Origin of the sequence: Sphingomonas sp., assembly GCF_024508665.1 — a bacterium.
Lineage (GTDB): Bacteria > Pseudomonadota > Alphaproteobacteria > Sphingomonadales > Sphingomonadaceae > Sphingomonas.
Map to the genome: position 1 here is coordinate 243,419 of NZ_JANINP010000002.1, position 22,244 is coordinate 265,662.

Below are 22,244 nucleotides of genomic sequence, written 5' to 3' on the forward strand. Positions count from 1 at the left end.
TGATAAGCGCCCCGCCTTGCCGTGCCGGAAGGCACGCGCGGGCCGCCTTAGCTCAGCTGGTAGAGCATCGCATTCGTAATGCGGGGGTCACAGGTTCGAGTCCTGTAGGCGGCACCAGTACAGATAGAAGAACTTTGGAAAACCGCAGAATCCTGCGAGATCTCCATGTTCCGCCCTAGCCCACCAAAAAGAGATTGGGGAAGCGTGAGCGCCGCTGAAGGCTGAACTTGCGCCAAGGCCACGTTCAAGCTCGTGGCTGACGAGCTCATCGGAATATGGAGAAGGAGGGAATCCTCGGGCCACGATCATGAAGACATGGTGGTTTCTCTAAGCCCGTTCTACCATCAGATTGACTCTGCCCGGTCACTTCTACTCTTCCCGAGCGGCTTCAGTCCTAAGAGCCGCACGCTTCGCTTGCCCTGTGGGTGCAGATCGGCGATTTACGCCGACAGAAGCGGCTGACCCGATGCGGAGGATCGTGAGAGTCTCGGTAGCCATGGCTGAAGATTCCGGTACGTCCGATGAAGTTTTGTCCGTTTCAGCCGGCGCGCAAAAACGAACCGGATTGGACGGCATTGCGGTGAAGAGCCTGCTCGGCGGGGCCGTGCTGAAGGGGCAGGATCCGTATGCGTTGCTGCGCGAGGCGGGAATCGACCCGTCCGTCTATGGCGATGCCCAGGCTGCGATCGACGGCCGCGACCTGTTCCGGCTGGTGCGGCAGGCACAAGTGGCACTCGACGATTCTTTTTTCGGGTTCTTCGCGGAGCGGTTTCGTCTCGCCCTCGAGCTGGAACGCACGCTCACCTATCTGCATTGCGAGACCTTCGGCGAATCGATCAGGGTCAGTATTCGCTTCACCCAAGCCCTCTCGGAGGACATCGGCCCCCAACTCATCGAGGACGGAGCGGGCCTCAAGCACGTGTGCGTCTATCACACCGTCGACGGCGTAGACCGGGACATATTCGTCTGGCTGCGCTTCGTGTGGATCTTCCAGTGGTTCAGTTGGCTGATCGGAAGGCCGCTGCGCCTTCGCAGTGTCTGGGTACGTGCCGCGCGACCGGTGCAGGCCAATGGTTTCGATCGCTTCGCATTATTCGGTTGCCCGATCGAGTACGAGGCGCCGATCGATGCGCTTTGCTACGACCGCGCCGACCTCGGCGCGCCGCTGGTGCGCCGTACGATGGCGGACTTCGAAGAATATAATTCGAGCATCCCCGACTGGTTCGCGACGCCGGTTGGCCGCTCGACCTGGCGCGCGCAGACCGAGCATGCTCTCCTGGAGCTCCAGCGTTCGCAGATCTGGTCGGCGCCGATCGAGGCCGTGGCGGAGCGGCTGCATAGCCGTCCCCGGCGGCTTCGGCGAAACCTCGCGCGAGAGGGGGAGAGCTTTCAGAGCATCAGAACGCGATTGCGGGGGGAACTCGCGGCCGCCTATCTGCTTGCGACGGAATTGCCGATTACCGAGGTCGGCTATCGCGTGGGGTTCAGCGAACCGGGCAGCTTCACGCGCAATTTCGTCGAATGGGCGGGCGTGACCCCGTCCAGCTATCGCGCCGGCTACAAGTCGGATGGCGCGCGCGTAACCGCGGCCACGCTCCTGCTCAGCGATCGGACGGCCGGCTGAACTGACCCACTGGGCTGGTCACTTGCGTTAAATTTATCTGTCATACCGGTCATCGCCAGAAGACCGTTTGATCGCCGACGATGCCCCCAACAAAAAAACGTGGGAGGATCTCATGATCGGCACTTGGAAACTTCATAGGCGAGTTGCGCTGTCGGGCGGCTCGGTGATCGCGGCTGCTTTGTGCATGGTTGGGCAGGCGTCGGCGCAAAGTGCGACCGCCGATCCACAGTCCGCCGCGACCGTCGATTCTCCGGCTCCGCAGACTGACGAGACATCCGCGTCTCCCGACGCCGATATCGTCGTCACCGGCACCAGCATTCGCGGCGTGCCGCCGACGGGTTCCAATCTCATCCGCGTCACGCGCGACGATATCAAGCTGATCGGCTCGACGACCACTGCCGAACTGCTCGCGACGGTGCCGCAACTCAACAGCTTCAATACCGCGCCGCGGACCAGCAACGGCGGATTGGGATCGTTCGCTCCCGGGCTTCGTGGCCTGCCATCGAGCGCGACCTTGCCGCTGATGAACGGCCACCGCCTGATCTCGGGGAGCACGCAGCAGACCAATCCGGATTATCCGTTCCTCCCGGAGCTGGCGATCGAGCGGGTCGAGATCGTCGCCGACGGCGCATCGGCGATCTACGGTTCTGACGCGGTCGCCGGCGTCGTCAACTTCATCACGCGCTCTCCGTTTTCCGGCGTCGAAGCGACCGGGCGCTACGGCATGGCCGACGACTACAAGACCGTCAGCGTCGGCGCGATCGTCGGGCAGAAATGGGGTAGCGGCTCGGTTTCGCTGTCGTACCAATACACCGACAACAGCAACATTACGGGCGCCGACCGGCGCTATCGTTCGCTCGACTTCAGAGCGGCAGGAGGTGTCGACACACGGTCCGCGGTCTGTCCGCAGGCCAACGTCAATCTGTTCCTGGGAACGATCTATGCGGCGCCCACGCTCGCACCCGGCACCAACTTGTGCGATCCGAGAGGCCCGGTCGATCTCGTCCCGACCAATCGCATGCACACCGGCTTCCTTACCGCGCGCCAGGAACTGGCACCGGGCGTCACGCTATGGGGCGAATTGCTCTACACCGACCGCAAGGACACCGTTCAGGCCGCATTGCCCGGACAGACCTTCGTCCTGATCCTTCCGTCGAACCCGTTCTACCGCGCACCGCCGGGTACGGCGGCCGGATACGAATATGTCGATTTCCGGCCGGACAATCTCGTCGGCGCGGACCATTTCGACCAGACCTATCGTGTTAGAAGCGGCAACTCGTCGCTCGGCGTCGACGCGAAGCTGGGCAAATTCAACCTGACCGTCGCGGGCACCGCCGACTGGTCGCGCAACGACACGTTCCAGCCGGGCATCAACACCACCGCGCTGACGGCCGCCGCCGGCGGCACGACGACGGCGACGGCGCTGGATCCGTTCGGGCTCGGCACCAGCCCGGCAGTGGTCGCCGCTATCCTCAACAACCCCACCACATTCGTGAACCACCAGCGTACGCTGATCGGCGCGATCAAGATCGACGGACCGTTGGCCGATCTGCCCGGCGGCGCGATCAAGATCGCCGCGGGCGCCGAATATCGTCGCGAGACCTATTCGCAGCGCGGTCAGAGCGGCGGCGTCGGGTTCCCGGAAAATCTCGATCGCAATGTCGCGTCCGTATACGGCGAACTGTTCGTGCCCTTCTTCAGCGACCGCAATGCCGCGCCGCTGATGCGCAGCTTGTCGCTGTCGTTGTCGGGCCGGTACGACCATTATAGCGACTTCGGGTCTACCACCAATCCGAAGGTCGGGCTCACCTGGGAGCCGGTGGACGGGCTGACGCTGCGCGGTACCTATGGTCGCTCGTTCCGGGCGCCCGGTCTGCGCGATCTCGGGTCGACGGTCGGCTCCTATTTTTCGGCCGCCGGGCTGGTCGACGCCTTCGGGGTGCGCGATCCCTCCCGCGGTGCGGCACAGGTCAACACCCTGCTCCTGATCGGCGGCAACAAATCGCTGAAGCCCGAGAAGGCGCGGACCTTTTCGTTCGGAGCGGATCTGCGGCCGCGCGCGCTTCCGGGTTTCTCGGCAAGCGTGACCTTCTACGACATCTCCTACGACAATGTGATCGGCACGCCGTACGGATTGGGGCCGCTGATCTTCACCGATCCGACCTTCGCGTCGCGCGTGATCCGCAATCCGACTGCCGCGCAGGTATCGAGCGCGCTGGTCGGCACGGTGCCGTTCTACTTCACCTTCGCCGCTGTCCCGACCATCGGCAACCTGCTCGATCTGCGGCAGGGCAATTTCGGGACGCGCAAGACCAACGGTCTCGATTTCGACGTCAATTATCACGGCAAGACCGCATTCGGCACCGTCTTCGCCGGCGTCGCGGGCAATTACATCTTCAAATATGACACGCAGCTCTCGACCACCTCGCCGGCCAGCAGTTCGCTGCGTGCGGGCGTGCCGCGGACGACGCTGCGGACGACTTTGGGGATCACTGTCGGCCCGGTCACGATCGCCAATTTCGTCAACCATCGCAGTGGGATAACGAGTTCCTACGCGACGCCGACGGGGTCGGCCTTCTATACCGCCAAGGGTTACACGACGGTCGATCTGCGGCTGTCGGTCAGGTTACCCGATGTCGGCTTTGCCAAGGGAACGGAGCTCTCGATGCAGGTCAACGACCTATTCGATGCACCCCCCCCCTACTTCCCCGGCACCGACGGCATTGGCGGCAGCTACAACGCGATCGGGCGTTACGCCGCGATCAACCTGCGCAAGAAGTTCTGAGTGGGGTTCCGGGCTGCCGCAGGGGGCACGGCTGCCGTGCCGCTTCCCCTGTGGCAGCCCGGGAATTGCAGCTCCAACCCTCAATTCCCGCAAGAGTGACAAGTATTCCCTGATGCAAAATTACGCGCTGACGCTCGACAAATTCATAGACCATGCCGCGAAGTGGCAGCGAGCCGCCACGGTGGCCACCGCCGCGCGCGGTGTCGTGACGGAGCGCGTTGGCTATGCGCAATTGCGCTCGCGCAGCAATCACCTGTCAGGAGCGTTGCTCGCGCTGGGACTGCGGACCGGCGACCGGGTCGGCACGCTGGCGTGGAACACCGCGCATCACCTCGAAGTCTATTATGCGACGATGAATGCGGGGCTGGTCTGCCACACGCTGAACCCGCGCCTGACCCCTGCCCATCTCGCCGCGATGATCAACCAGGCTGAGGACAAGGTGCTGGCGATTGCCGCCAGCCTGATGCCGTTGTTGACGGATCTGCTGCCGCTTTGCCCGACGCTCGAGCGGATCATCGTGCTCGATCCTTTCGATGGAGCGGCCAAGAGCAATTGGGGGGTGCCGGTCGACGGCCTCGAAGCAATCCTCGACGCGTATGGGACGCCCACCGATTGGGGTGCGTTTCCCGAAGAGACGCCGGCGGGTCTATGCTTCACATCGGGGACGACCGGTGCACCCAAGGGCGTCGTGTTCACGCACCGCTCGAATTATCTGCATACGCTGATGTCGATCCAGCCGGACGCTTATTGCCTGTCCGCAAAGGATACGATCCTCGTCGCGATCCCGATGTTTCATGCCAATGCCTGGGGACTGCCTTTCTCGGCGCCGGCGGTCGGTGCCAGCCTGGTTCTGCCCGGACGCGACCTCGACGGGGCCAGCCTCGCCGCCCTCATCCGCAGTGAGAAGGTCACGATCGCGGGAGGCGTCCAGACAGTGTGGATCGGGCTGCTCGATCATCTCGACGCGACGGGGGGAGAGGTGCCCAGCCTCGAGCGTATCATCATCGGCGGATCGAAATGTCCCGATGCGCTGATCAGGCGGATGGAAGAACGGCTCGGGGCGCGTGTTCAGACGACCTGGGGGATGACCGAAATGTCCCCGCTCGGCACGGTCGATTCGGTGCAGTTTCCGCCCAAGGCCAGCCGGTCGTCAGGGCGTCCGCCGATCGGGGTCGACCTGAAACTCACCGATGCAGAGGGCAATACGCTCGCCGAACAGCGCGGGACGGTCGGCAACCTCAAGGTGAAGGGTGCGGCGATCATCGACCGCTATTTCAATGCCGAATCCGACGTGCTCGATGCCGAAGGCTATTTCGATACCGGCGACCTCGCGATGATCGACGACAGCGGTGCGCTCACCATTTGCGGGCGGTCCAAGGACCTGATCAAATCGGGCGGCGAATGGATCAACCCGGCGGAGATCGAGGAGATCGTCGGCCGCGATCCCCGCGTCGCGCAGGTCGCGGTGATCGGCAAGGCGCATCCCAAATGGGGTGAGCGTCCCGTCCTCGTCGTGGAATTGCGCCAAGGCGACAGCGCCGAGGGGCGCGCCCTGATCGACATGCTGCGCGGGCGGATCGCTGACTGGTGGCTGCCCGACGAGATCGCGATCCTGCCGCGCATGCCAGTGGCGGCGACCGGCAAGATCGACAAGATGCGGCTGCGCGCGGATTATGAAGGCGGCGCGCTCGCCGAGCATGTCTCGCCGCGGGCGTCGGCATGAGCGACATGACGCGCATCCGGGCCGGCGTGGTCGGCGCCGGGTTGATGGGGGCGGAGATCGCGCTCGTCTTCGCGCTGGGCGGCGCGGATGTCCTGCTCAACGATCGCGATCCTGCCGTGCTGGACGCCGCGCTGAGTCGGCTGGCCAAGCTGACCGAAAAGGGCGTCGCGCGCGGCTTTTACACCGCGGATGAGCGGGAACAGGCGCTCGCGCGTATCCGGCCGGCGCCCGATATCGTCGGTTTCGCGGATCGCGATTGGGTCACCGAAGCGGTGTTCGAATCGCTGGAGGTGAAAACGGCCGTGCTCGCGACGCTCGATACGATATGCAGCGACGACTGCATGATCGCGTCCAATACCTCGACGATCCCGATTTCGACATTGGCCGCAGCGCTTCGCCCCTCGCGCCGACGGAATTTTCTCGGCACACACTATTTCTCGCCGGTATCGCGGATGCCGCTGGTCGAGGTCATCCCGGGCTTCGATACCGATCCCGACATCGTCGACCAGGTTACTGCGACGCTGACGGCGATCGGCAAGACGCCGATAGCGGTGAAGGACGTCCCGGGGTTCGCGGTCAACCGGTTGCTGCATGCGATGTTGATCGAAGCGGTCAAGCTGGTCGAAGACGGTGTCGCGACCCCGGCCGATCTGGACCTCGCCTGCAAGCTGGGCCTCGGCCATCCGATCGGACCGTTCGCGCTGATGGACGCGGTCAGCTCGGGGCTGTGCCTGCAGGTTCAGGAAATTCTCCACGACGCTTACGGCGAACGCTTTCGGCCGCCGACGCTGCTCAAACAGCGCGTCGCCGCGGGATTGAGCGGCGGCCGGGGACGGCCGGGCTGGATCGTAAAGGAAGCGCGCGCATGACCCAAAGCCCGTTGCCCGAAACGACCTTGCGCGACCCCGGCCGGCGATCGCGGCCCGGCCTCGTCCTTGGCATGCTGTGCTTCGTCTATGTGCTCAATTTCCTCGACCGGCAGCTCATCTCGATCCTCGCCAAGCCGATCCAGGACGGGCTCGACATTACCGACAGTCAGCTGGGCAAGCTGACGGGCCTCTATTTCGCGCTTTTCTATTGCTTCATCGCCATTCCGGTCGGTTGGCTGGCCGATCGTACCAATCGCGTGAAGGTGTTGTCGGTGGCCTGCGCGCTCTGGAGCGCGGCGACTGCCGCCTGCGGCATGGTGGGCAGCTATGGGCAGTTGGTCGCGGCACGAATGACGGTCGGCATCGGCGAAGCCGGCGGCGTGCCTCCGTCCTATGCCATTATCTCGGACTATTTTCCGCGCGAGCGGCGCGGCACGGCGATGGCGATCTTCAATCTCGGGCCGCCGCTCGGGTCCGCGCTGGGGGTCGCGTTCGGCGCGTCGTTGGCCGCTGCGTTCGACTGGCGCATGCCATTCTACATCATCGGCGGAATCGGCGTGGTCACCGCCCTCGCCGTATGGCTGCTGGTCACCGAGCCGCGCCGGGGGAGCAATGACACGCCCGGGGAAATCGCAGTCTCCGATCTTCCGCCGTCGTCCTTCGCGTCAACCGTGGCGCGGTTTTTCGCCAATCCGGTGCTGCTCCTCGCGTCAATCGCGAGCGGCGCGGCGAACTTCATCACTTATGGCATCAGCAACTTCGCCACGTTGCTGCTGATGCGCGAGAAGGGCATGACGCTGGGCGAGGTCGCGATCTGGTACGCGCTGGTCGTCGGCGTGGCGATGAGCGCCGGCATTTTTGCCTCGGGCCGGCTGATCGACCGCTTCGCAGCGCGGTCGCGGGCAGCGCATGCCACCATTCCCGCAATATCGCTACTGCTGGCGGCGCCGTTCTTCCTGGGCTTTGCCTGGGCTCCGCGCTGGGAGCTTGCGCTGGTCTTCCTGACCGTGCCGATGTTTCTCAATTCCTTCTTCCTGCCCGCCACGGTCGCCTTCGTGCAGGGGGAAGTCCACCCGGACAAACGCGTCATTTCCGGCGCGCTGCTGTTGCTGGTGATGAACTTCATCGGTCTCGGCCTCGGCCCGACCTGGGTGGGAGCCGCCAGCGACTTCTTCCGTCCTGCTTATGGCGCGCATTCGCTGCAAATGGCGATGTACGCGCTCGCGCCGATGTACCTGATCGCTGCGCTGCTGTTCTTCGCGCTCGCCCGACTGATCAACCGAACCCGCGTCGTCACGGAAGGAAGCGCGCAGTGAAAGCTGGTTTTCTTCTGATCGCCGCCTTGTTCGGCGCTTGCATGCTGGCGGGTTCCGTTCCCGCCATCTCGGCAGGTCAGGCGAAGATTGCGGACCCGATCGCCAACCCGCCCGCGGGGCGTCTGCAAGGCGTACGCGAAGGCGATGCGACCGTGTTTCGCGCCATACCTTATGCTTTGCCGCCGGTCGGCGACCGGCGCTGGCGGCCACCGGCGGCGATGCCGCGCTGGGACGGCGTGCGCGCCGCGAAGCTCGCCGGTCCGGCGTGCATGCAGCCGCCTATGGGAGGCGGTCCCTATGATCGCGGTTCGCCGAAGATGGACGAGGATTGCCTGACGCTCGACGTCACCGCGCCGGCCAATGCGCGCAATGCCCCGGTCATGGTCTGGATCCATGGCGGGACGCTGATCTGGGGGACCGCTCAGTCGAAAATGTATGACGGGCGCGAATTCGCGAAACGCGGCATCGTCCTCGTGTCGATCAACTACCGGCTCGGCGTGCTCGGCTATCTCGCGCATCCGGGGCTGAGCAAGGAATCGCCCGAGGGCATATCGGGCAATTACGGCCTGCTCGACCAGATCGCCGCGCTCAAATGGGTCCGCGCCAACATCGCCGCATTCGGCGGGAACCCGCGCAACGTCACCGTCTTCGGCGAATCCGCCGGCGCGCTGAGCGTCGAATATCTGCTCGCCTCGCCGCCCGCTCGCGGGCTGTTCGACAAGGCGATCGTCGAGAGCGGCTATCTTTTCACCATGCCCGAGTTACGGACCGCGCGGTACGAGGAGCAGTCCGCCGAAAGCATCGGCGCGGCGCTGGCTAAGCGGCTCGGCGCGCCCGACGTTGCGACATTGCGCGCGATGGATGCGCGCACGCTGGTCAATTCCGCGACCGGTTATGTGCCTTATGGCACGATCGACGGCAAGATTCTGAAACGCCAATTGGTCGACACCTTCGATCGCGGCGAACAGGCGCCGGTGCCGCTGATCGCGGGATTCAACAGCGGGGAGATACGCAGCCTGCGCTTCCTGCTGCCGCCGCTCCCCGCCGACGCCGGGACGTACGCGAAGACGATCGGGGCACGGTACGGCGACCTCGCTGATGCCTGGCTGAAGCTCTATCCGGCGAGCGACCTAGCGCAGACGCAACTTGCCGCCACGCGGGACGCGGTGTTCGGGTGGACGGCGGAACGCCTTGTCCGGAAACAGGCGGCGCTCGGCCAGCGATCCTATCTCTATTTCTTCAGCCACAGCTATCCGAGCGAGCTGGCCGCGGACCTTGCGGCCTTTCATGCCAGCGAGGTGCCGTTCGTGTTCGGGACCTTTGCCGATACGCCCGGCGAATGGCCACGTATCCCGGACACCGCGGACGAACGATCGCTGTCGGCCGCAATGCTGGATTACTGGACGAGTTTCGCGCGAAACGCCGTGCCGGCGTCGGCCAAGGGACCCGAATGGAAACCCTTCACGGTGAAGGCGAGCTATATGCACTTCGCCGACAAGCCCTATCTCGCGCGCGACCTCATGCCGGGCATGTACGATTTGCACGAGCAGATCATGGCCCGCCGTCGCGCAAGCGGCGTGCAATCGTGGAACTGGCGCACAGCGGCGACCGCCCCCGTGCTCCCGAAGGATGATCGCCGTTGATCGGCTTCCTTCAACAAGTTGAGCAACGGGGTGTAAAAGTGCGCCGCGTTTGGAGACAGTGAATATGATTGGGTCGAACCTAGCGATGTCCGGACCGCTTCGCGCGGCGCTCGCAGGCCTTGCCATGGTGACGATGGCAACCGCATCGCCGGCGGCAGCCCGAACGGATGGCAATCGCGCGACACCCGCGGATAAATGCGCATCGCTGGCAAAGCTCCGCTTACCCGACACCAGCATCGCGAAGGCAACGGTCGTCGACGATCCGGCGGCGACGTTCAAGCTCAAGGACGTTCCGGGTTTCTGCCGCGTGGTCGCCCATGTCCGTTCGGCGCCCGATTCCGACGTCCGCGTCGAGATATGGCTGCCGCTCCAGGGATGGGCCGGCATTTTTCATGGAAATGGCAATGGCGGTTTCGGCGGAACCCTGGAAGCCGGCTATGGCGGCATGGTCGCCGGCCTGCGTCGGGGTTATGCGACGGCCATGACGGACACCGGCACCGCGCCGGCCACGATGCTCGATGGCGACGCGCTGATAGGGCATCCACGCAAATGGAAGGACTGGGGCCGCCTCTCCACTCATGTGATGACGGTCACCGGCAAGTCGATCGCCCAAGCCTTTTACGGTCGGACCGCCAAGCGATCTTATTATACGGGCTGCTCGACGGGTGGGCAGCAAGGCCTGATCGAAGCGCTCTATTATCCGCGCGACTATAACGGCATCCTGGTCGGCGCGCCGGTCATCAACCGGACATGGGGGCATGCCGCCGTCGCCTGGGATTTCGCCGCCGCAAATCGGACGCCCGGAAGCCTGCTGAGCGACGCCAAGCTGACCCTACTCAACACCGCGGCGACACTGTCCTGCAACCGCCGGGGTTATGGCGTGCCCGGAGACGCATTCATCACCGATCCGCTCGCCTGCACCTTCGACCCCAAGGAACTCGAATGCCGCGGTGCCGACAACGGGCAATGCCTGACGACGGCCGAGGTCGCGACGGCGCGCGCTTTCTATACGGGACCGACGTCTCGCGACGGCCGGCCGCTCTTCTTCGGATGGCCGATCGGCAGCGAAGCGCCGGGCCGGTTCGGCTGGTCGTTCCTGCAGACCGCCGCCAACGGGCAGCCGCAATTTGCAGGCTTGTTCAAATGGGTGTTCGGTAGCACCTGGGACTGGCACGGGTTCGATGTGGATCGCGACATGCCGGTCGTCGACGCCAGGCTGGGCGCGGACGTCAACGATGCGACACGCGGCAATTTGCGGGCGTTCGCGGCGCTCGGCGGCAAGCTCATCATCTATCACGGGCTGGCGGACTCGCTGGTGCCACCGGCCCAGTCGGTAGCCTTCTACCAGCGGCAGGCTGGCGAGCTTGGCGGGATGGAGCGGCTGCGCCGCACCGCGCGGTTGTTCATGGCGCCGGGCATGATGCACTGTGGTGGAGGGAGCGGCCCCGACGTCTTCAACTCGCTCTCCAACGGATTGCCGCAGCCCCCGGCCGAAGGCCCAAGCGACGACCTGTTCTCGGCGCTCCTTGCTTGGGAGAGCGGGGGCCGCGGCCCCGAACGGGTGATCGCGACCAAGTTCGCTGCCGACAAACCGGGAGTGATAGAGCTTCAGCGACCGCTTTGCCCCTATCCGCAAGTCGCCCGTTACAAAGGGATCGGTTCGACGAGCCTCGCTTCCAATTTCATTTGTGCCGCCGGCCCCGCGAACGGAGGGAGAGCGAGTAGGCCATAGAGTATACCCGGAGCCTGGCGCACACATTGTGGGTTCCGGTAGCGCCGTTCCGCAAGCCTGGGTGACGTTGTAGAGCATGAGCATTTCGCGACGGGCGCAGACTGACGGCAATAATGTCAAATCGGGCCGCCGGACTGTTCCGTTAATGTTCTCGATATATTATAGCTCTCCGATGCTATCGCTCGCGGACTGCCCGCCATTTTCGATTCCCGGTTTGGCGCAGGCCGCCTGATGGGCCAGCGCGCCGGCAGTGCAGACCTCCCCCTCCATGGCGGGCGCGTTCCGGCCTGGCTGGGCCAGCGGATGAGCCGGCTGGGTGCCGTCATCGTCGAGGCGATCGTCCTCGAATATGGCCGCGACGAACTGCTTCGCCGCCTCGCGCATCCCTTCTGGTTCCAGTCGTTCGGCGCGGTGATGGGCATGGATTGGCATTCGTCGGGCATCACGACCAGCGTCGTCGGCGCGCTGAAGCGCGGGCTGGCGCCCTTGTCGGCCGAACTCGGCGTGCATGTCTGCGGTGGCCGCGGCCGGCATAGCCGATCGACTCCGCAGGAGCTGGTCGCGGTCGGCGATCGCGTCGGCATCGACGGAGCGGCACTGGCCAAGGCCAGCCGATTGGTCGCGAAGGTCGACAGCGCGGCCGTGCAGGACGGGTTCGATCTCTATCTCCACGGCTTCATCGTGACCGACGACGGCCGCTGGGTGGTCGTCCAGCAGGGCATGAACGGGGATCGCCGGCAAGCGCGGCGCTATCATTGGCTGTCGGACGGGCTGACCAGTTTCGTCGATGCGCCACACGCCGCGATCGAGGGTCATGCACAAGGCCGGATCGTCAATCTGGCCGACCGGCGCGCGGCGGACTCCCGGCAGCGCCAGCTCGACCTGCTCGCCGATATGGGCCCGACCGGAATCACCCGTCAGCTTGCACGGCTGGAAGGCAGGGCGCCGTCCGCTCCGGTCGCCGAGCCGCTGCTCCCGCATCTGGTCATGCCTGATCATCACGACGTGCGCGCCGAGGATGTCGTCGAACGGCGCCTCCAGGCGGCATTCGCCGCCGCCGCCGACCGCGGGCCCGAGGATTTCGCGCAGCTACTGCTGGTGCCCGGTGTCGGCGCGCGTACGGTGCGCGCACTCGCGCTGGTCGCCGAGGTCGTACATGGCACTCCCTGTCGCTTCAGCGATCCCGCACGCTTCTCGCTCGCGCATGGCGGCAAGGATCGCCACCCCTTTCCGGTGCCGACCAAAGTCTACGACCACAGCATAAGCGTGATGAAATCGGCCGTCCGGAAGGCGAAATTGGGTCGGGAGGAAGAACTGGCCGCGCTCCGGCGGCTGGACGCGCAAGCGCGGCGGCTGGAGGCAAATGTGTCGGGCCCATCGGTAGACGCGGTCATCGCCGAAGAGCGAGCCCGCTCGCACGAACATGGCGGGCGCAGCGTCTTTGGTTGGGAGCCCGCGAGCGATGCCATGCCTTATCGCCGGACGGCGCCTCGGACCGATTGACGGTGATCGGATCGGCCGTCGCTCGCACAGCGTATCGCCGGGTCCGGGGCGCCGGGGCCCAGGCATAGCACCGCAAATCGACAGGCTGCGCCTCACCAGATCGACGGCGTCAATGTCCTGCCGCGCGCACCTCCTGTTCTTCGGGGCACATTACAGGAGGGGGCATCGCTGGCCTTGGACCGCGATGCCCCCTCCCGCCCCCTTGTAACCGGCCCGCGCCTTAGAACTTCGCCCGAACGCCCATGCGGAAGCTGCGACCGATCGGATCGTACAGGTCGAACCTTCCGCCCAGGCCCGGCGCCGAATATTGCACGGTGGCGGGAATCACCGGCAAGTCGACCGGGTCGCGATCGAATAGGTTGTCGATGCCGAAGGTCAACGTATAGGCACCCTTCCCGTCAAGCCGGACCACGCCCGTCAGGCCGAAGGTCAGGAAGCTCTTGACCGAATTGTTGTCGACATCGACGCCGCTGACCCAATTGCTCTGGAGTTTACCCGGGCCGACATAGCGGCTGTTGAGCGTGAGCGAGACCGGTCCCTGCTCGTAGGTCAGATAGGCGTTCGCCTTCCACTTCGGCTCGCCCGGATTGAGATCGCCGATCTGGCCGGCCAGGTTGGTCACGTTTCCGACCGCATCGACCTGCGTGAACACCGGCACATATGATGCCAGCCCGCGGAAGGTGACCTCACCGGGCCCGACGCGATGCCGGTAATCGACCTCGAAGTCCCAGCCCTCCGTCTTGAGACTCGCGACATTGACCGGAACGGTATCGATCGAGAGGATCGCCTGGCTCGCGTCGCGGTGGATATATTGGCAATATTGCGTCTGCCCCCCGTTGCAGAAGACCAGCTCCTGGGCGGCGCTGACCGAGGAAATCGCGCCCTTCAGGTTGATGCGATAATAGTCGACAGACAGCTGCAGTCCGGGAATGAAGCTGGGACTGAAGATGATCCCGGCGGTAGCCGTATCCGCTTCCTCGGGCCGAAGCGCGGGGTTGCCCTTCGCATTGGTATATTGCGGATACGTCTTGTTGGTGACCGAGTCGAACACCGGCTGTTGGGTGAGGACGCCGCCCGAGAATAGATCGGTGAGGGTCGGCGCGCGAATATCGTGGGACAGCGTGCCGCGGATCCGCAAATCCCTGAAAACCTGATCCGAGATACCGACCTTCCAGGTCTTCACGCTGCCGCTGGTGCTGTAGTCGGTAATCCGCCCGGCGGCTTGCAATTCGAGTTTCTGTGCCAGGGGCACGTCCTTCAGGATCGGGATCACCGCCTCGACGAACGCTTCCTTGACGTGGCGCTTGCCGTAGAAGGGCTGGAAATTCTGGACCGCATAAGCGCGGGCGAGGGCCAGGGCATCCTGGGTCGAGGATGCTTCGTTCCGGATGTAATCGCCGCCAAAGGCAACCGACACATCTCCCGCGGGGAGTTTGAAAAGCGTCCCGGAGGCGTCCACCGACGCAACGTCGAGCTTCACGATCGAACGTTGATAGGCGGTGCCGTGCGTATAGGCGATCGCCGCCGGCGATGCCACGCCGACACCGAACAGGTTGAGCGGCACGCAACCGTTATTGGGATTGGTCAACGTAGAGCGGCAGACGATGTTATTGGTTACCGGATCGCGGACCGCGTCCACGGCGTTGTTGAAATTGCCGATGATCGTGTCGTTGTCGGCATAAAGATTGGTGAGCGACTGGCCGTGCGTGTAATAAGCGTGCCACTTCCACGTCGCCCCTATCTCTCCATCTACGCCGACGGTTGCTCGCCAGACATCGCGATTGTTGCGCGACGTCGGCGGACCGAAATCGACCGTATCCTTGCCGAGCAGGGCATATTGCTGTCCCGTAGCGAGCAATTGATCGCGGATCGTCGCGGGCAAATAGGCATTGTCCGGCCGGATCTGGATGTTGCCCTGGCGCATGTAATTCAGATAGCCGTTTTCGTTGTAATTGGTCCTGCCGTAGAACCCTTCGACATAGGCCTTCACCCCGGGCACCACGTCATAATCGACATGCCCGAAGATGTTGGCGTAGTTCAGCGGCGTCGAGATCGAGCGGGCGAGACCCACTGTCCTGTCGACATCGCCCCCGTATTGGACGAGGCCGGACTGGTTGCCGAAATTGTAGGGCGCCAGCGTGCCGTCCGGCAGGAACTGGATGCCGCGCAACACGGTGTTGGTCTTTCCGTCAGCTCCGACGGATCCGACGAACACGCCCCCCGGGGATACGTTCGATGTCGCCGCATAGCTGACCGTGATCTGCCGCGGCTGGCCGTTGGTCGTGGTATAGGCCGGATTGTTGACCACAGCCCTGCTCTTGAAGAAGTCGCGATCGACCAGGTCGACGCCCCTGGGCTGGTTGAGATAGTCGAACTCGACGACGAAATGGCCCTTACCGCCGGCGAAGCTGTGACCGGCGGTCACGTTCGCTTTGACATAGCCCGCATCGCCACGGTCGGTAACGCCGCTCTCCACGTTCAGGCCGAGGCCTTGATAATCGCGATCGAGAACGAAATTGACGACGCCGGCGACGGCGTCCGAACCCCAGGCCGCCGAGGCGCCGCCAGTCACCACTTCCACCCGCTTGATCAGACCAAAGGGCAAGGTGACGGTATCCACGCCGCCGGCGGTGGTCGATTCGACGACGCGCCGGGTGTCGAGCAGGACCAGCGTCCGCGTCGGACCGAGATTGCGCAGGTTGACGAATTCCGCACCGCCGCCGGCGACGTTGATCGCGGGGTTCTTGGCCGACGTCGCGTTGCCGAAGGACGGCAGCTGGTTGAGGTAGCTTGCGATCGTGGTCGGGGCCTGGCGATTGATTTCGGCCTGGCCGACAACCGTCACCGGCGTGGGCTGCTGGAAACCATTCGCGATGATGCGCGAACCCGTCACCACGATATCGCCTTCAGGCGTGGCCGGCGCGGCGGCGGAATCCTGTCCTGCTGCGGGCTGGTCAGCCGTGTTGGAAGCCGTCGAGGAGGAAGGCGCTGTCGGCGTCGACTGCGCTTGAGCCACCGACGGCAGAATGAAGAACGCGGCACCGCACAACAGAATCGCCCTTGGCATCGAACACCCTCCTCCTAGCGAATGCGCTCTTCGGCGCGATGGCGGGATCATGAGGCCCGATTAGACGAAGCGCAATGATTTTCTTTCACTTGCTAGTGAGGGTTTGCGAGCCTGTTCTCGGTCCATTCTTAGATCGCCCGATAGGCCCGCTCGCCGATCGCTATCGAGGCTTTCCGCCCTCTGCCGTCACCACTGCGCGGCGATTTTGAGCGGACAGCTCAAACAGCCGCTGCATGTCCTGCAGAATCAAGGGGCTATCTGGCGTGGCGCGCGGTCTGGGGCGCGAGCTACGGCCGCCCGCTACCGCCAAGCGGTGCAGCGCGCGGCGGTCCACCTCTTGCGCCCCGCCCAACTCGCAATTCTTCACCCGGAACCGTTATGCGGCCGCGCCGCGCTCCGCCTTGCGTTCGGCGCAAACCGCGCAGAACCCGCCGGCCATGAATGTCGCCATGCGTTTCTTGACCGCCAGGAAGTCGTCCGACCGGCACAAACCGTGCGACAATTTGTCGATACGCCCCGTCCGCGCGAGCGTGAGCATCAGCGCGCCGGTCACGAAGTGATAGCCCCAGAAGATGTCATCCTCTTCGCAATCGGGGAGAGCGCGCTTGAGCATTTCGATCAGGCGCAGCACGACCGGATCGAAATGCTGGTCCATCAATTCCGCGCCCCATTCCGGCGTGTTGGCCACCTGAGCGCCGAGTGCCGCATAGTTCTTCCACCCCTCCCCGCCTTCGATGTAAAGGTCGAGGTCGGTGTCGAGAAAGGCGTGCAGGGCGCCCTCGACCGTCGGGCGGCCGCCGGTCTCCCGGTCATAGTCTTCCAGGGCCCTCATCCGGCGCTCGCTCGTCACCTCGGCGCGGCGCGCGAAGACGGCATCGAACAATGCGCGCTTATCGGCGAAATAGTAATTGAGCAGCGTGTGGTGCACGCCGACCTGCTTGGCGACGTCCTTCAACGTGACGCCGTAAAGCCCGTGTCGCGAAAAGAGATATTCCGCCGCATCGAGTATCTGCTCGGTCGTCTCCGCGCGTTGCTCTGCCTTGGTGCTGGCCTTCCGCTTGCTCGTCCGGCCAGCGTCGGCAGCGGGCCGATTCCGAGCGCTGGGCGCGGACGATGGTCTTGCTCGGGTCACCTTTGACGGTCCTCTTGTACGGATACCGCTCCTTTCAAGCTTGGCCGGTGGACGTCAAGCGGGTGGACAGGGGCAGATAGGCGGACGTGCGGCGCCTTTCCGCCGCCTTGGGTCGACGATCGGCGGTCTGCGACCGGCGATCAATGCTGCAAGGCCATTGTCGGCAGATCGTGTCCGGCACTGGCGATTTCACGCTCGGCCTGCGTGAATCCGTAATCGGGCACGACCTCGCCCGCGCGGTCGCTGATATCGTCCCAGGCGGCGACCACGCCATCGGCCGCCTCGGCGCTGCCGCCGACATAGGCGCCATGGGTAAGCGTGACATTGGCGCGAGCGAAATGCCCGGCGCCGGCGCACAGGATGGCGCGTGTCGGCGCCTCGTCCCTCACCAACGCGAACAGGCCGGGGCTGACCAAGTCGGGGGACAATTGCCCGAGCGCCTCGGACGACAATACGCCCTGGGTCATTTGCGTGGCAGCGGTCGGTGCGAGGCAATTCACACGGATACCGTATTTCTCCCCCTCGAGGGCGAGCGTTTGCATCAGCCCGACCAGCGCCATTTTCGCGGCTCCGTAATTCGCCTGGCCGAAATTGCCGTAGAGGCCGGACGACGAGGTCGTCATCACGATACGTCCGTAACGCTGATCGCGCATGATGTCCCAGACCGCCTTGGTGCAGATGGCGGCGCCCATCAGGTGGACGTCGACGACAAGGCGGAAGTCCGCGAGGTCCATCTTGGCGAACGACTTGTCGCGCAGGATGCCGGCATTGTTGATCAGGATGTCGATCCGGCCCCAACGCTCCATGACGGTTTCCACCATCCTTGCGATGGCTTGCTCGTCGGTCACCGAAGCGCCGATCCCGATCGCGTCGCCGCCTTGCGCGACGATTTCGGCGGCCGCCTGCTCAGCGCTCACCGCGTTCATGTCGTTGACGACGACCTTGGCACCCAGGCCGGCCAACAGCCGCGCGTGGGATTTGCCCAGCCCACCACCCGCGCCGGTGACGATGGCGACACGATCCTGCAGATTCATCCTCAACTCCCTTTATTCACTATCTCGTCAGTTAACGAAATGCCGGGCGAACGCAATACAGGCGATCGTGCCGCAGGAATGAAGGATCATGGACGAGGAAAACGGGCGGACGCTAGGCGCCCGCTCAGTGGGGAGTTTCCGAACCCTTCATCGATGCGCGAAAAGGCTAATGTTTCGCGGCAAGATAGGCCTTCGCCTGTGCCCTGACGACATCGATCAGATTGCCCATCGCAAGGTTCATATCGATCCGGTGCAATCCCCAGTCCGGCAGCTTGCGTCCATCGATGATCACGTCGCCGACGATCACGTTGGTGCGCTTGCCCGACGGCGTCGGGTGGATGGTGATGGCCAGGAAATTGTGACCGGCTTCGCTGCGGCACTCGGCGCTGAGCAGGCCGGGCACCTCGACGAATGGTTCGGCGATCGGCTTCGGCGGATTGGTCCACGGGCCCTGCTGTTCACCGCTGGCGGTCACCATCTCGGTGCCTTCGCCAAGATAGGCGTGGAGCGGCGCATCGCCGCCGGACAGCGCGGCAGGATTGACGCACGCCGCTTCGAGGCCGGGTCCGGCCGAGGCGCCGAACAGCTTGGCGCCGGCCGGCGGCGGGCTGTCGGCGCGGAACGACGCGAAATTGATCGCGCAGCCGATCTGCCCGACGGCACGGCAAAGCGGGATCGCCTTGAAATCGCCGCCGACATCCTTGCCGACCGGGACCTGCAGCCGATAACCGGCGAGGATCTCCGACACCAACTGACGCTGTACGGGTTTTCCGTCGATCTCGTTCTTGACCAGTTGGGCAAGGATGCCCGAGCCCTGCGAATGGCCGACCAGCACGACGCCTCGGCCGTGATTGTCATGGGCAAGATAATAGTCCCAGGCGCGCTTGACGTCGTCATAGGCCATCTGCCGATCGGCGGGGATCGGCGTGCCACGAATATTGGCATGCAGCGCCGATAGCGTCACTTGCCGGTACAGAGGCGCGAAGCGCCGACAAACCGCGCCGAAGCGGGCAAATTGCTGGTTGATGACGGCGATCTCTTCCTGCTCGGCCTTCATCGAGGCGTTGCCGCCGGGATCGCGCGACACCGTGGGATAGACATAGAAGCAGTCGATCGGCGCCTTGGGATCGGCATGGAATCGTTCGATCGTGGTCGAGCCGTCGGCCCGCAGGACGACCGCGTCCTGGTTGGATCGGGCGCAGGCGTCATTCGGCTGGTCGGGACGACACAGCCACGATGCCGGGTTGGCGTAATCGGGCGTTTCGGACGCCGCCACCCGCGCGGCGACGGCGGGAACCGCCTGCGGCACCGCTAGCACGAAGGCCGCCACCGCCCCGGCGATCCGCGATCGTATCGCCCTGTTAGAGCCTGATCCCGAGTGTCGCTTCGCCCTCGCCTGCCGCATGCCGCTCTCCCTTTCGGCCGTCCGCCGATTGCTCGCATTTGGCACCCCAAAAACTGTAATGTCAAACATTCACTGTGTTGTGAGGCAATATCTTTTTCGTGCTTCGCCCGGACGTTACAGCCGCCCATTGGCCCGCATCGCAACGGGTCGAGGCAGAAGGATGGAGCGTGAAGTCAGTCGATTCTCCAGCTTCGACCAGCCTAGGGTTCATCGCCGTTCCTGGATCAGGCGCGCGAAATGGCGCGCACTCGGCTTCACGGTGCGCGCGAAGGTGTGCGGGTCGACCGAGACCATTCCGAAATGTTGACCATATCCCTGCGTCCACTCGAAATTGTCGAGCAGCGACCAGTAGATGTAGCTTTTGACGTCGATGCCGTCCTGCTGGCACTTTTCGACTTCGGCGATGCTCGCGTCCAGCCAGGCCACGCGGCGGGTATCGTCGTCGGTGGCGATGCCGCTTTCGGTCACGAAAATGGGTTTGCTGGTCTTTCGCGCGGCGAGCCGGATGATCTCGCCGAGCGCCTGGGGATAATATTCATAGCCCGCCGCGGTGACGGTCGCCCCGGCGGGTGGCGGTAGCATTCCCTTCGCGTCGAAGCGCATCCGGGTATACACCTGGACACCGACGAAATCGCTGGAGTTCACCGCGTCCCACCAGTCGCCATAGAGCATCTGCTCCATTGCCGGCGCCTTGCTGTTCTCGCCGACCGGCTGGATCGCTTGCGTGGTGAGCGTGACGCCCACCGGAAAGTCGCCGGGGCCGGCCTTGATCGCCTGATAGCCCTTCTTCTGTGCGTCGAGCAGGTGGACGTCGATGCTCTCCGGTTCGGAGAACAGGATCGATGAAAAAGCCGGCGCATTGGTCGCGCGCGCGGCGGCGGCGAGCATCTTGCGCCGCTTTCCGATATAATCGGGCGTGGCCGCGGTGCGAAACAGCGCTGCGAGCCGGTGGATATTCGCCTCGTTGAACGGCGAGGCCATGCCGATCTGATCGCCCAACGCCCGGGTGGCGCGCTCGCAGAAGCGCGCGAACAGATCCGCGCTGTCGGGCACTTCCCATCCACCGCGACGCGCAAACCAGAGCGGCACGGTGAAGTGATTGAAGGTGACGATGGGCAGCAAGCCGTGCGCACGGCACGAAGCAAGCACGCGGACATAATGATCGAGTTCGGCCTGGGAGAATCGGCCGGGCTCCGGCTCGATCCGCGCCCATTCGATGCCGAAACGATAGCAGTTCAGCCCGATCGCCCGCGCGATCGCGAAATCGCGCTCATAGAGGTGATAGCTGTCGCAGGCGTCGCCCGAGGGGTTTTTGTAGACGGTCTCGGGCAGATTCTCGAGCAGCCAGCTGTCCGAATGGACGTCATTGCCTTCGCTCTGGTGCGCCGAGATCGCCGCGCCCCACAGGAACCCTTTCGGCATCGGGCGACGTGGCGCGGCTTGGCCGGGAAGCGCGTCGACGGCAGCCGCGGCCGCCAGTCCCGCCATGACAGTCCGGCGCGTCGTATCGAATTCAGCCATGTTCAGCCCTCGATCGTAGTTTGTCGATTTTCCCGGTCGTCGCGAGCGGCATCGTCGTCACGCGGATGATCGCATCGGGCAGCCACCAGCTCGCGACCCGTCCCTAGAGAGCGCCGGACTATTCCAGTTTGTCTTTCCTCGAGGCCGCGCAGATCGCCTTGAAGCCCGCCGCCATGAACGTCACCATATGCTTCCGGATCGACGCGAAATCGTCCGACGAGCAAAGCCCGTGCGACAATTCATCCAACCGCCCGGTGCGCGCCATATTGTGGGTCATCGCACCCGACAGGAAATGAAATCCCCAGAAGATCGTCTCTTCATCGCAATCGGGCATGGCCTTCTTGAGCAAGTCGACAAGGGCCAGGCCGACGGGGTTGAAATAGCTCGTCATCTTGGCCGCGCCCCAGCCGGCGGCGCTGTTGGCCTGAGCGCTGATCTTGCCGATCGCCGCCCAATAGTTCCGGTCTTCGAGGTGCAGCCTGAGATCAGGATCGATCCAGGCATTGAGCGCGCCCTCGACGGTCACCTTGTCGCCGGCTTCCTCCGCATAGCGACGCAGTTCGTCGAGGCGGTTCTGCGTCGAAGCCGGGACCTTGCGCGCCCAGACCGCCTCGAAGATGCTTTCCTTGCCGTTGAAGTGATAGTGGATGAGCGTCGAACTCACGCCGACGCGGGCGGCGACGTCCTTCAACGTGAAGCCGTGATAGCCGAACTCGGCGCACAATTCCTCCGCGGCGTCGAGGATGCGCTCGATCGACGCTTCCCGGACGCGCTCCTTATGCGTGCGCGCCCGTGGACGTTGCGGATCGATCCTGGCTGGCGTCTTCTCGGTGCCCATGGAATCGAGCGTGCCGGTCCGCATCGCACGCGTCAACGGAGGTTTCCCGCGG

The 22,244-nt window shown here is 64.4% G+C and carries 14 protein-coding genes and 1 tRNA gene; 9 read left to right on the plus strand and 6 right to left on the minus strand.

What is annotated here, in order from left to right; all coding sequences use genetic code 11:
* Positions 1-41: 41 nt before the first annotated feature.
* The 9 genes from Q0L25_RS03980 (at position 42) to Q0L25_RS04020 (ending at position 13,195) form a co-directional block, all read left to right on the plus strand.
* A tRNA-Thr gene (locus Q0L25_RS03980) sits at positions 42-117 on the plus strand.
* A gap of 304 nt (positions 118-421) precedes the next feature.
* Positions 422-1,624, plus strand: coding sequence for an AraC family transcriptional regulator (locus Q0L25_RS03985; RefSeq protein WP_296611771.1), 1,203 nt, complete (start codon positions 422-424; stop codon positions 1,622-1,624).
* A 112-nt stretch (positions 1,625-1,736) separates the two neighbouring features.
* Positions 1,737-4,409 (plus strand): TonB-dependent siderophore receptor, encoded by a 2,673-nt coding sequence (locus Q0L25_RS03990; RefSeq protein ID WP_296611773.1) that lies wholly within the window; start codon positions 1,737-1,739, stop codon positions 4,407-4,409.
* A 112-nt stretch (positions 4,410-4,521) separates the two neighbouring features.
* Entirely contained in the window at positions 4,522-6,132 is a 1,611-nt protein-coding gene (locus Q0L25_RS03995) for an AMP-binding protein (protein ID WP_296611775.1), read from the plus strand.
* Complete coding sequence (locus tag Q0L25_RS04000) at positions 6,129-7,001, plus strand: 3-hydroxyacyl-CoA dehydrogenase family protein (protein ID WP_296611776.1); 873 nt, start codon at positions 6,129-6,131, stop codon at positions 6,999-7,001. The genes Q0L25_RS03995 and Q0L25_RS04000 overlap by 4 nt, the downstream gene beginning before the upstream one ends.
* Complete coding sequence (locus Q0L25_RS04005; RefSeq protein ID WP_296611778.1) at positions 6,998-8,317, plus strand: MFS transporter; 1,320 nt, start codon at positions 6,998-7,000, stop codon at positions 8,315-8,317. The genes Q0L25_RS04000 and Q0L25_RS04005 overlap by 4 nt, the downstream gene beginning before the upstream one ends.
* Entirely contained in the window at positions 8,314-9,960 is a 1,647-nt protein-coding gene (locus tag Q0L25_RS04010) for a carboxylesterase family protein (RefSeq protein WP_296611779.1), read from the plus strand. The genes Q0L25_RS04005 and Q0L25_RS04010 overlap by 4 nt, the downstream gene beginning before the upstream one ends.
* A gap of 85 nt (positions 9,961-10,045) precedes the next feature.
* On the plus strand, positions 10,046-11,692 hold the full coding sequence (locus tag Q0L25_RS04015; RefSeq protein ID WP_296611781.1) for a tannase/feruloyl esterase family alpha/beta hydrolase: 1,647 nt from the start codon (positions 10,046-10,048) through the stop codon (positions 11,690-11,692).
* Between the two features lie 231 nt (positions 11,693-11,923).
* Complete coding sequence (locus Q0L25_RS04020; RefSeq protein WP_296611782.1) at positions 11,924-13,195, plus strand: DUF763 domain-containing protein; 1,272 nt, start codon at positions 11,924-11,926, stop codon at positions 13,193-13,195.
* A 220-nt stretch (positions 13,196-13,415) separates the two neighbouring features.
* Here Q0L25_RS04020 and Q0L25_RS04025 read toward each other — a convergent pair whose 3' ends face one another.
* From Q0L25_RS04025 to Q0L25_RS04050, 6 genes are all read right to left on the minus strand, one after another.
* A complete protein-coding gene (locus tag Q0L25_RS04025) occupies positions 13,416-16,262 on the minus strand; it encodes a TonB-dependent receptor (RefSeq protein WP_296611784.1) in 2,847 nt (948 codons plus the stop codon).
* Between the two features lie 376 nt (positions 16,263-16,638).
* The gene (locus tag Q0L25_RS04030; protein WP_296612219.1) at positions 16,639-17,271 is read right to left on the minus strand and encodes a TetR/AcrR family transcriptional regulator; all 633 of its coding nucleotides are present in this window, start codon (positions 17,269-17,271) and stop codon (positions 16,639-16,641) included.
* Positions 17,272-17,534: 263 nt separating this feature from the next.
* The gene (locus Q0L25_RS04035; protein WP_296611785.1) at positions 17,535-18,428 is read right to left on the minus strand and encodes an SDR family NAD(P)-dependent oxidoreductase; all 894 of its coding nucleotides are present in this window, start codon (positions 18,426-18,428) and stop codon (positions 17,535-17,537) included.
* A 166-nt stretch (positions 18,429-18,594) separates the two neighbouring features.
* Positions 18,595-19,758, minus strand: a complete 1,164-nt coding sequence (locus Q0L25_RS04040; RefSeq protein ID WP_296611787.1) for a DUF3089 domain-containing protein — start codon at positions 19,756-19,758, stop codon at positions 18,595-18,597.
* A 282-nt stretch (positions 19,759-20,040) separates the two neighbouring features.
* On the minus strand, positions 20,041-21,354 hold the full coding sequence (locus tag Q0L25_RS04045) for a glycoside hydrolase family 1 protein (protein WP_296611788.1): 1,314 nt from the start codon (positions 21,352-21,354) through the stop codon (positions 20,041-20,043).
* Positions 21,355-21,472: 118 nt separating this feature from the next.
* Positions 21,473-22,228, minus strand: coding sequence for a TetR/AcrR family transcriptional regulator (locus tag Q0L25_RS04050; RefSeq protein WP_296611790.1), 756 nt, complete (start codon positions 22,226-22,228; stop codon positions 21,473-21,475).
* Positions 22,229-22,244 lie beyond the last annotated feature (16 nt).

Excerpts from the sequence above, each read along its gene's own strand:
- Q0L25_RS03990 (WP_296611773.1), top strand. The coding sequence starts at position 1,737 with ATGATCGGCACTTGGAAACTTCATAGGCGAGTTGCGCTGTCGGGCGGC.
- Q0L25_RS03995 (WP_296611775.1), top strand. The coding sequence starts at position 4,522 with ATGCAAAATTACGCGCTGACGCTCGACAAATTCATAGACCATGCCGCG.
- Q0L25_RS04000 (WP_296611776.1), top strand. The coding sequence starts at position 6,129 with ATGAGCGACATGACGCGCATCCGGGCCGGCGTGGTCGGCGCCGGGTTG.
- Q0L25_RS04005 (WP_296611778.1), top strand. The coding sequence starts at position 6,998 with ATGACCCAAAGCCCGTTGCCCGAAACGACCTTGCGCGACCCCGGCCGG.
- Q0L25_RS04015 (WP_296611781.1), top strand. The coding sequence starts at position 10,046 with ATGTCCGGACCGCTTCGCGCGGCGCTCGCAGGCCTTGCCATGGTGACG.
- Q0L25_RS04020 (WP_296611782.1), top strand. The coding sequence starts at position 11,924 with ATGGGCCAGCGCGCCGGCAGTGCAGACCTCCCCCTCCATGGCGGGCGC.
- Q0L25_RS04025 (WP_296611784.1), bottom strand. The coding sequence starts at position 16,262 with ATGCCAAGGGCGATTCTGTTGTGCGGTGCCGCGTTCTTCATTCTGCCG.
- Q0L25_RS04035 (WP_296611785.1), bottom strand. The coding sequence starts at position 18,428 with ATGAATCTGCAGGATCGTGTCGCCATCGTCACCGGCGCGGGTGGTGGG.
- Q0L25_RS04045 (WP_296611788.1), bottom strand. The coding sequence starts at position 21,354 with ATGGCTGAATTCGATACGACGCGCCGGACTGTCATGGCGGGACTGGCG.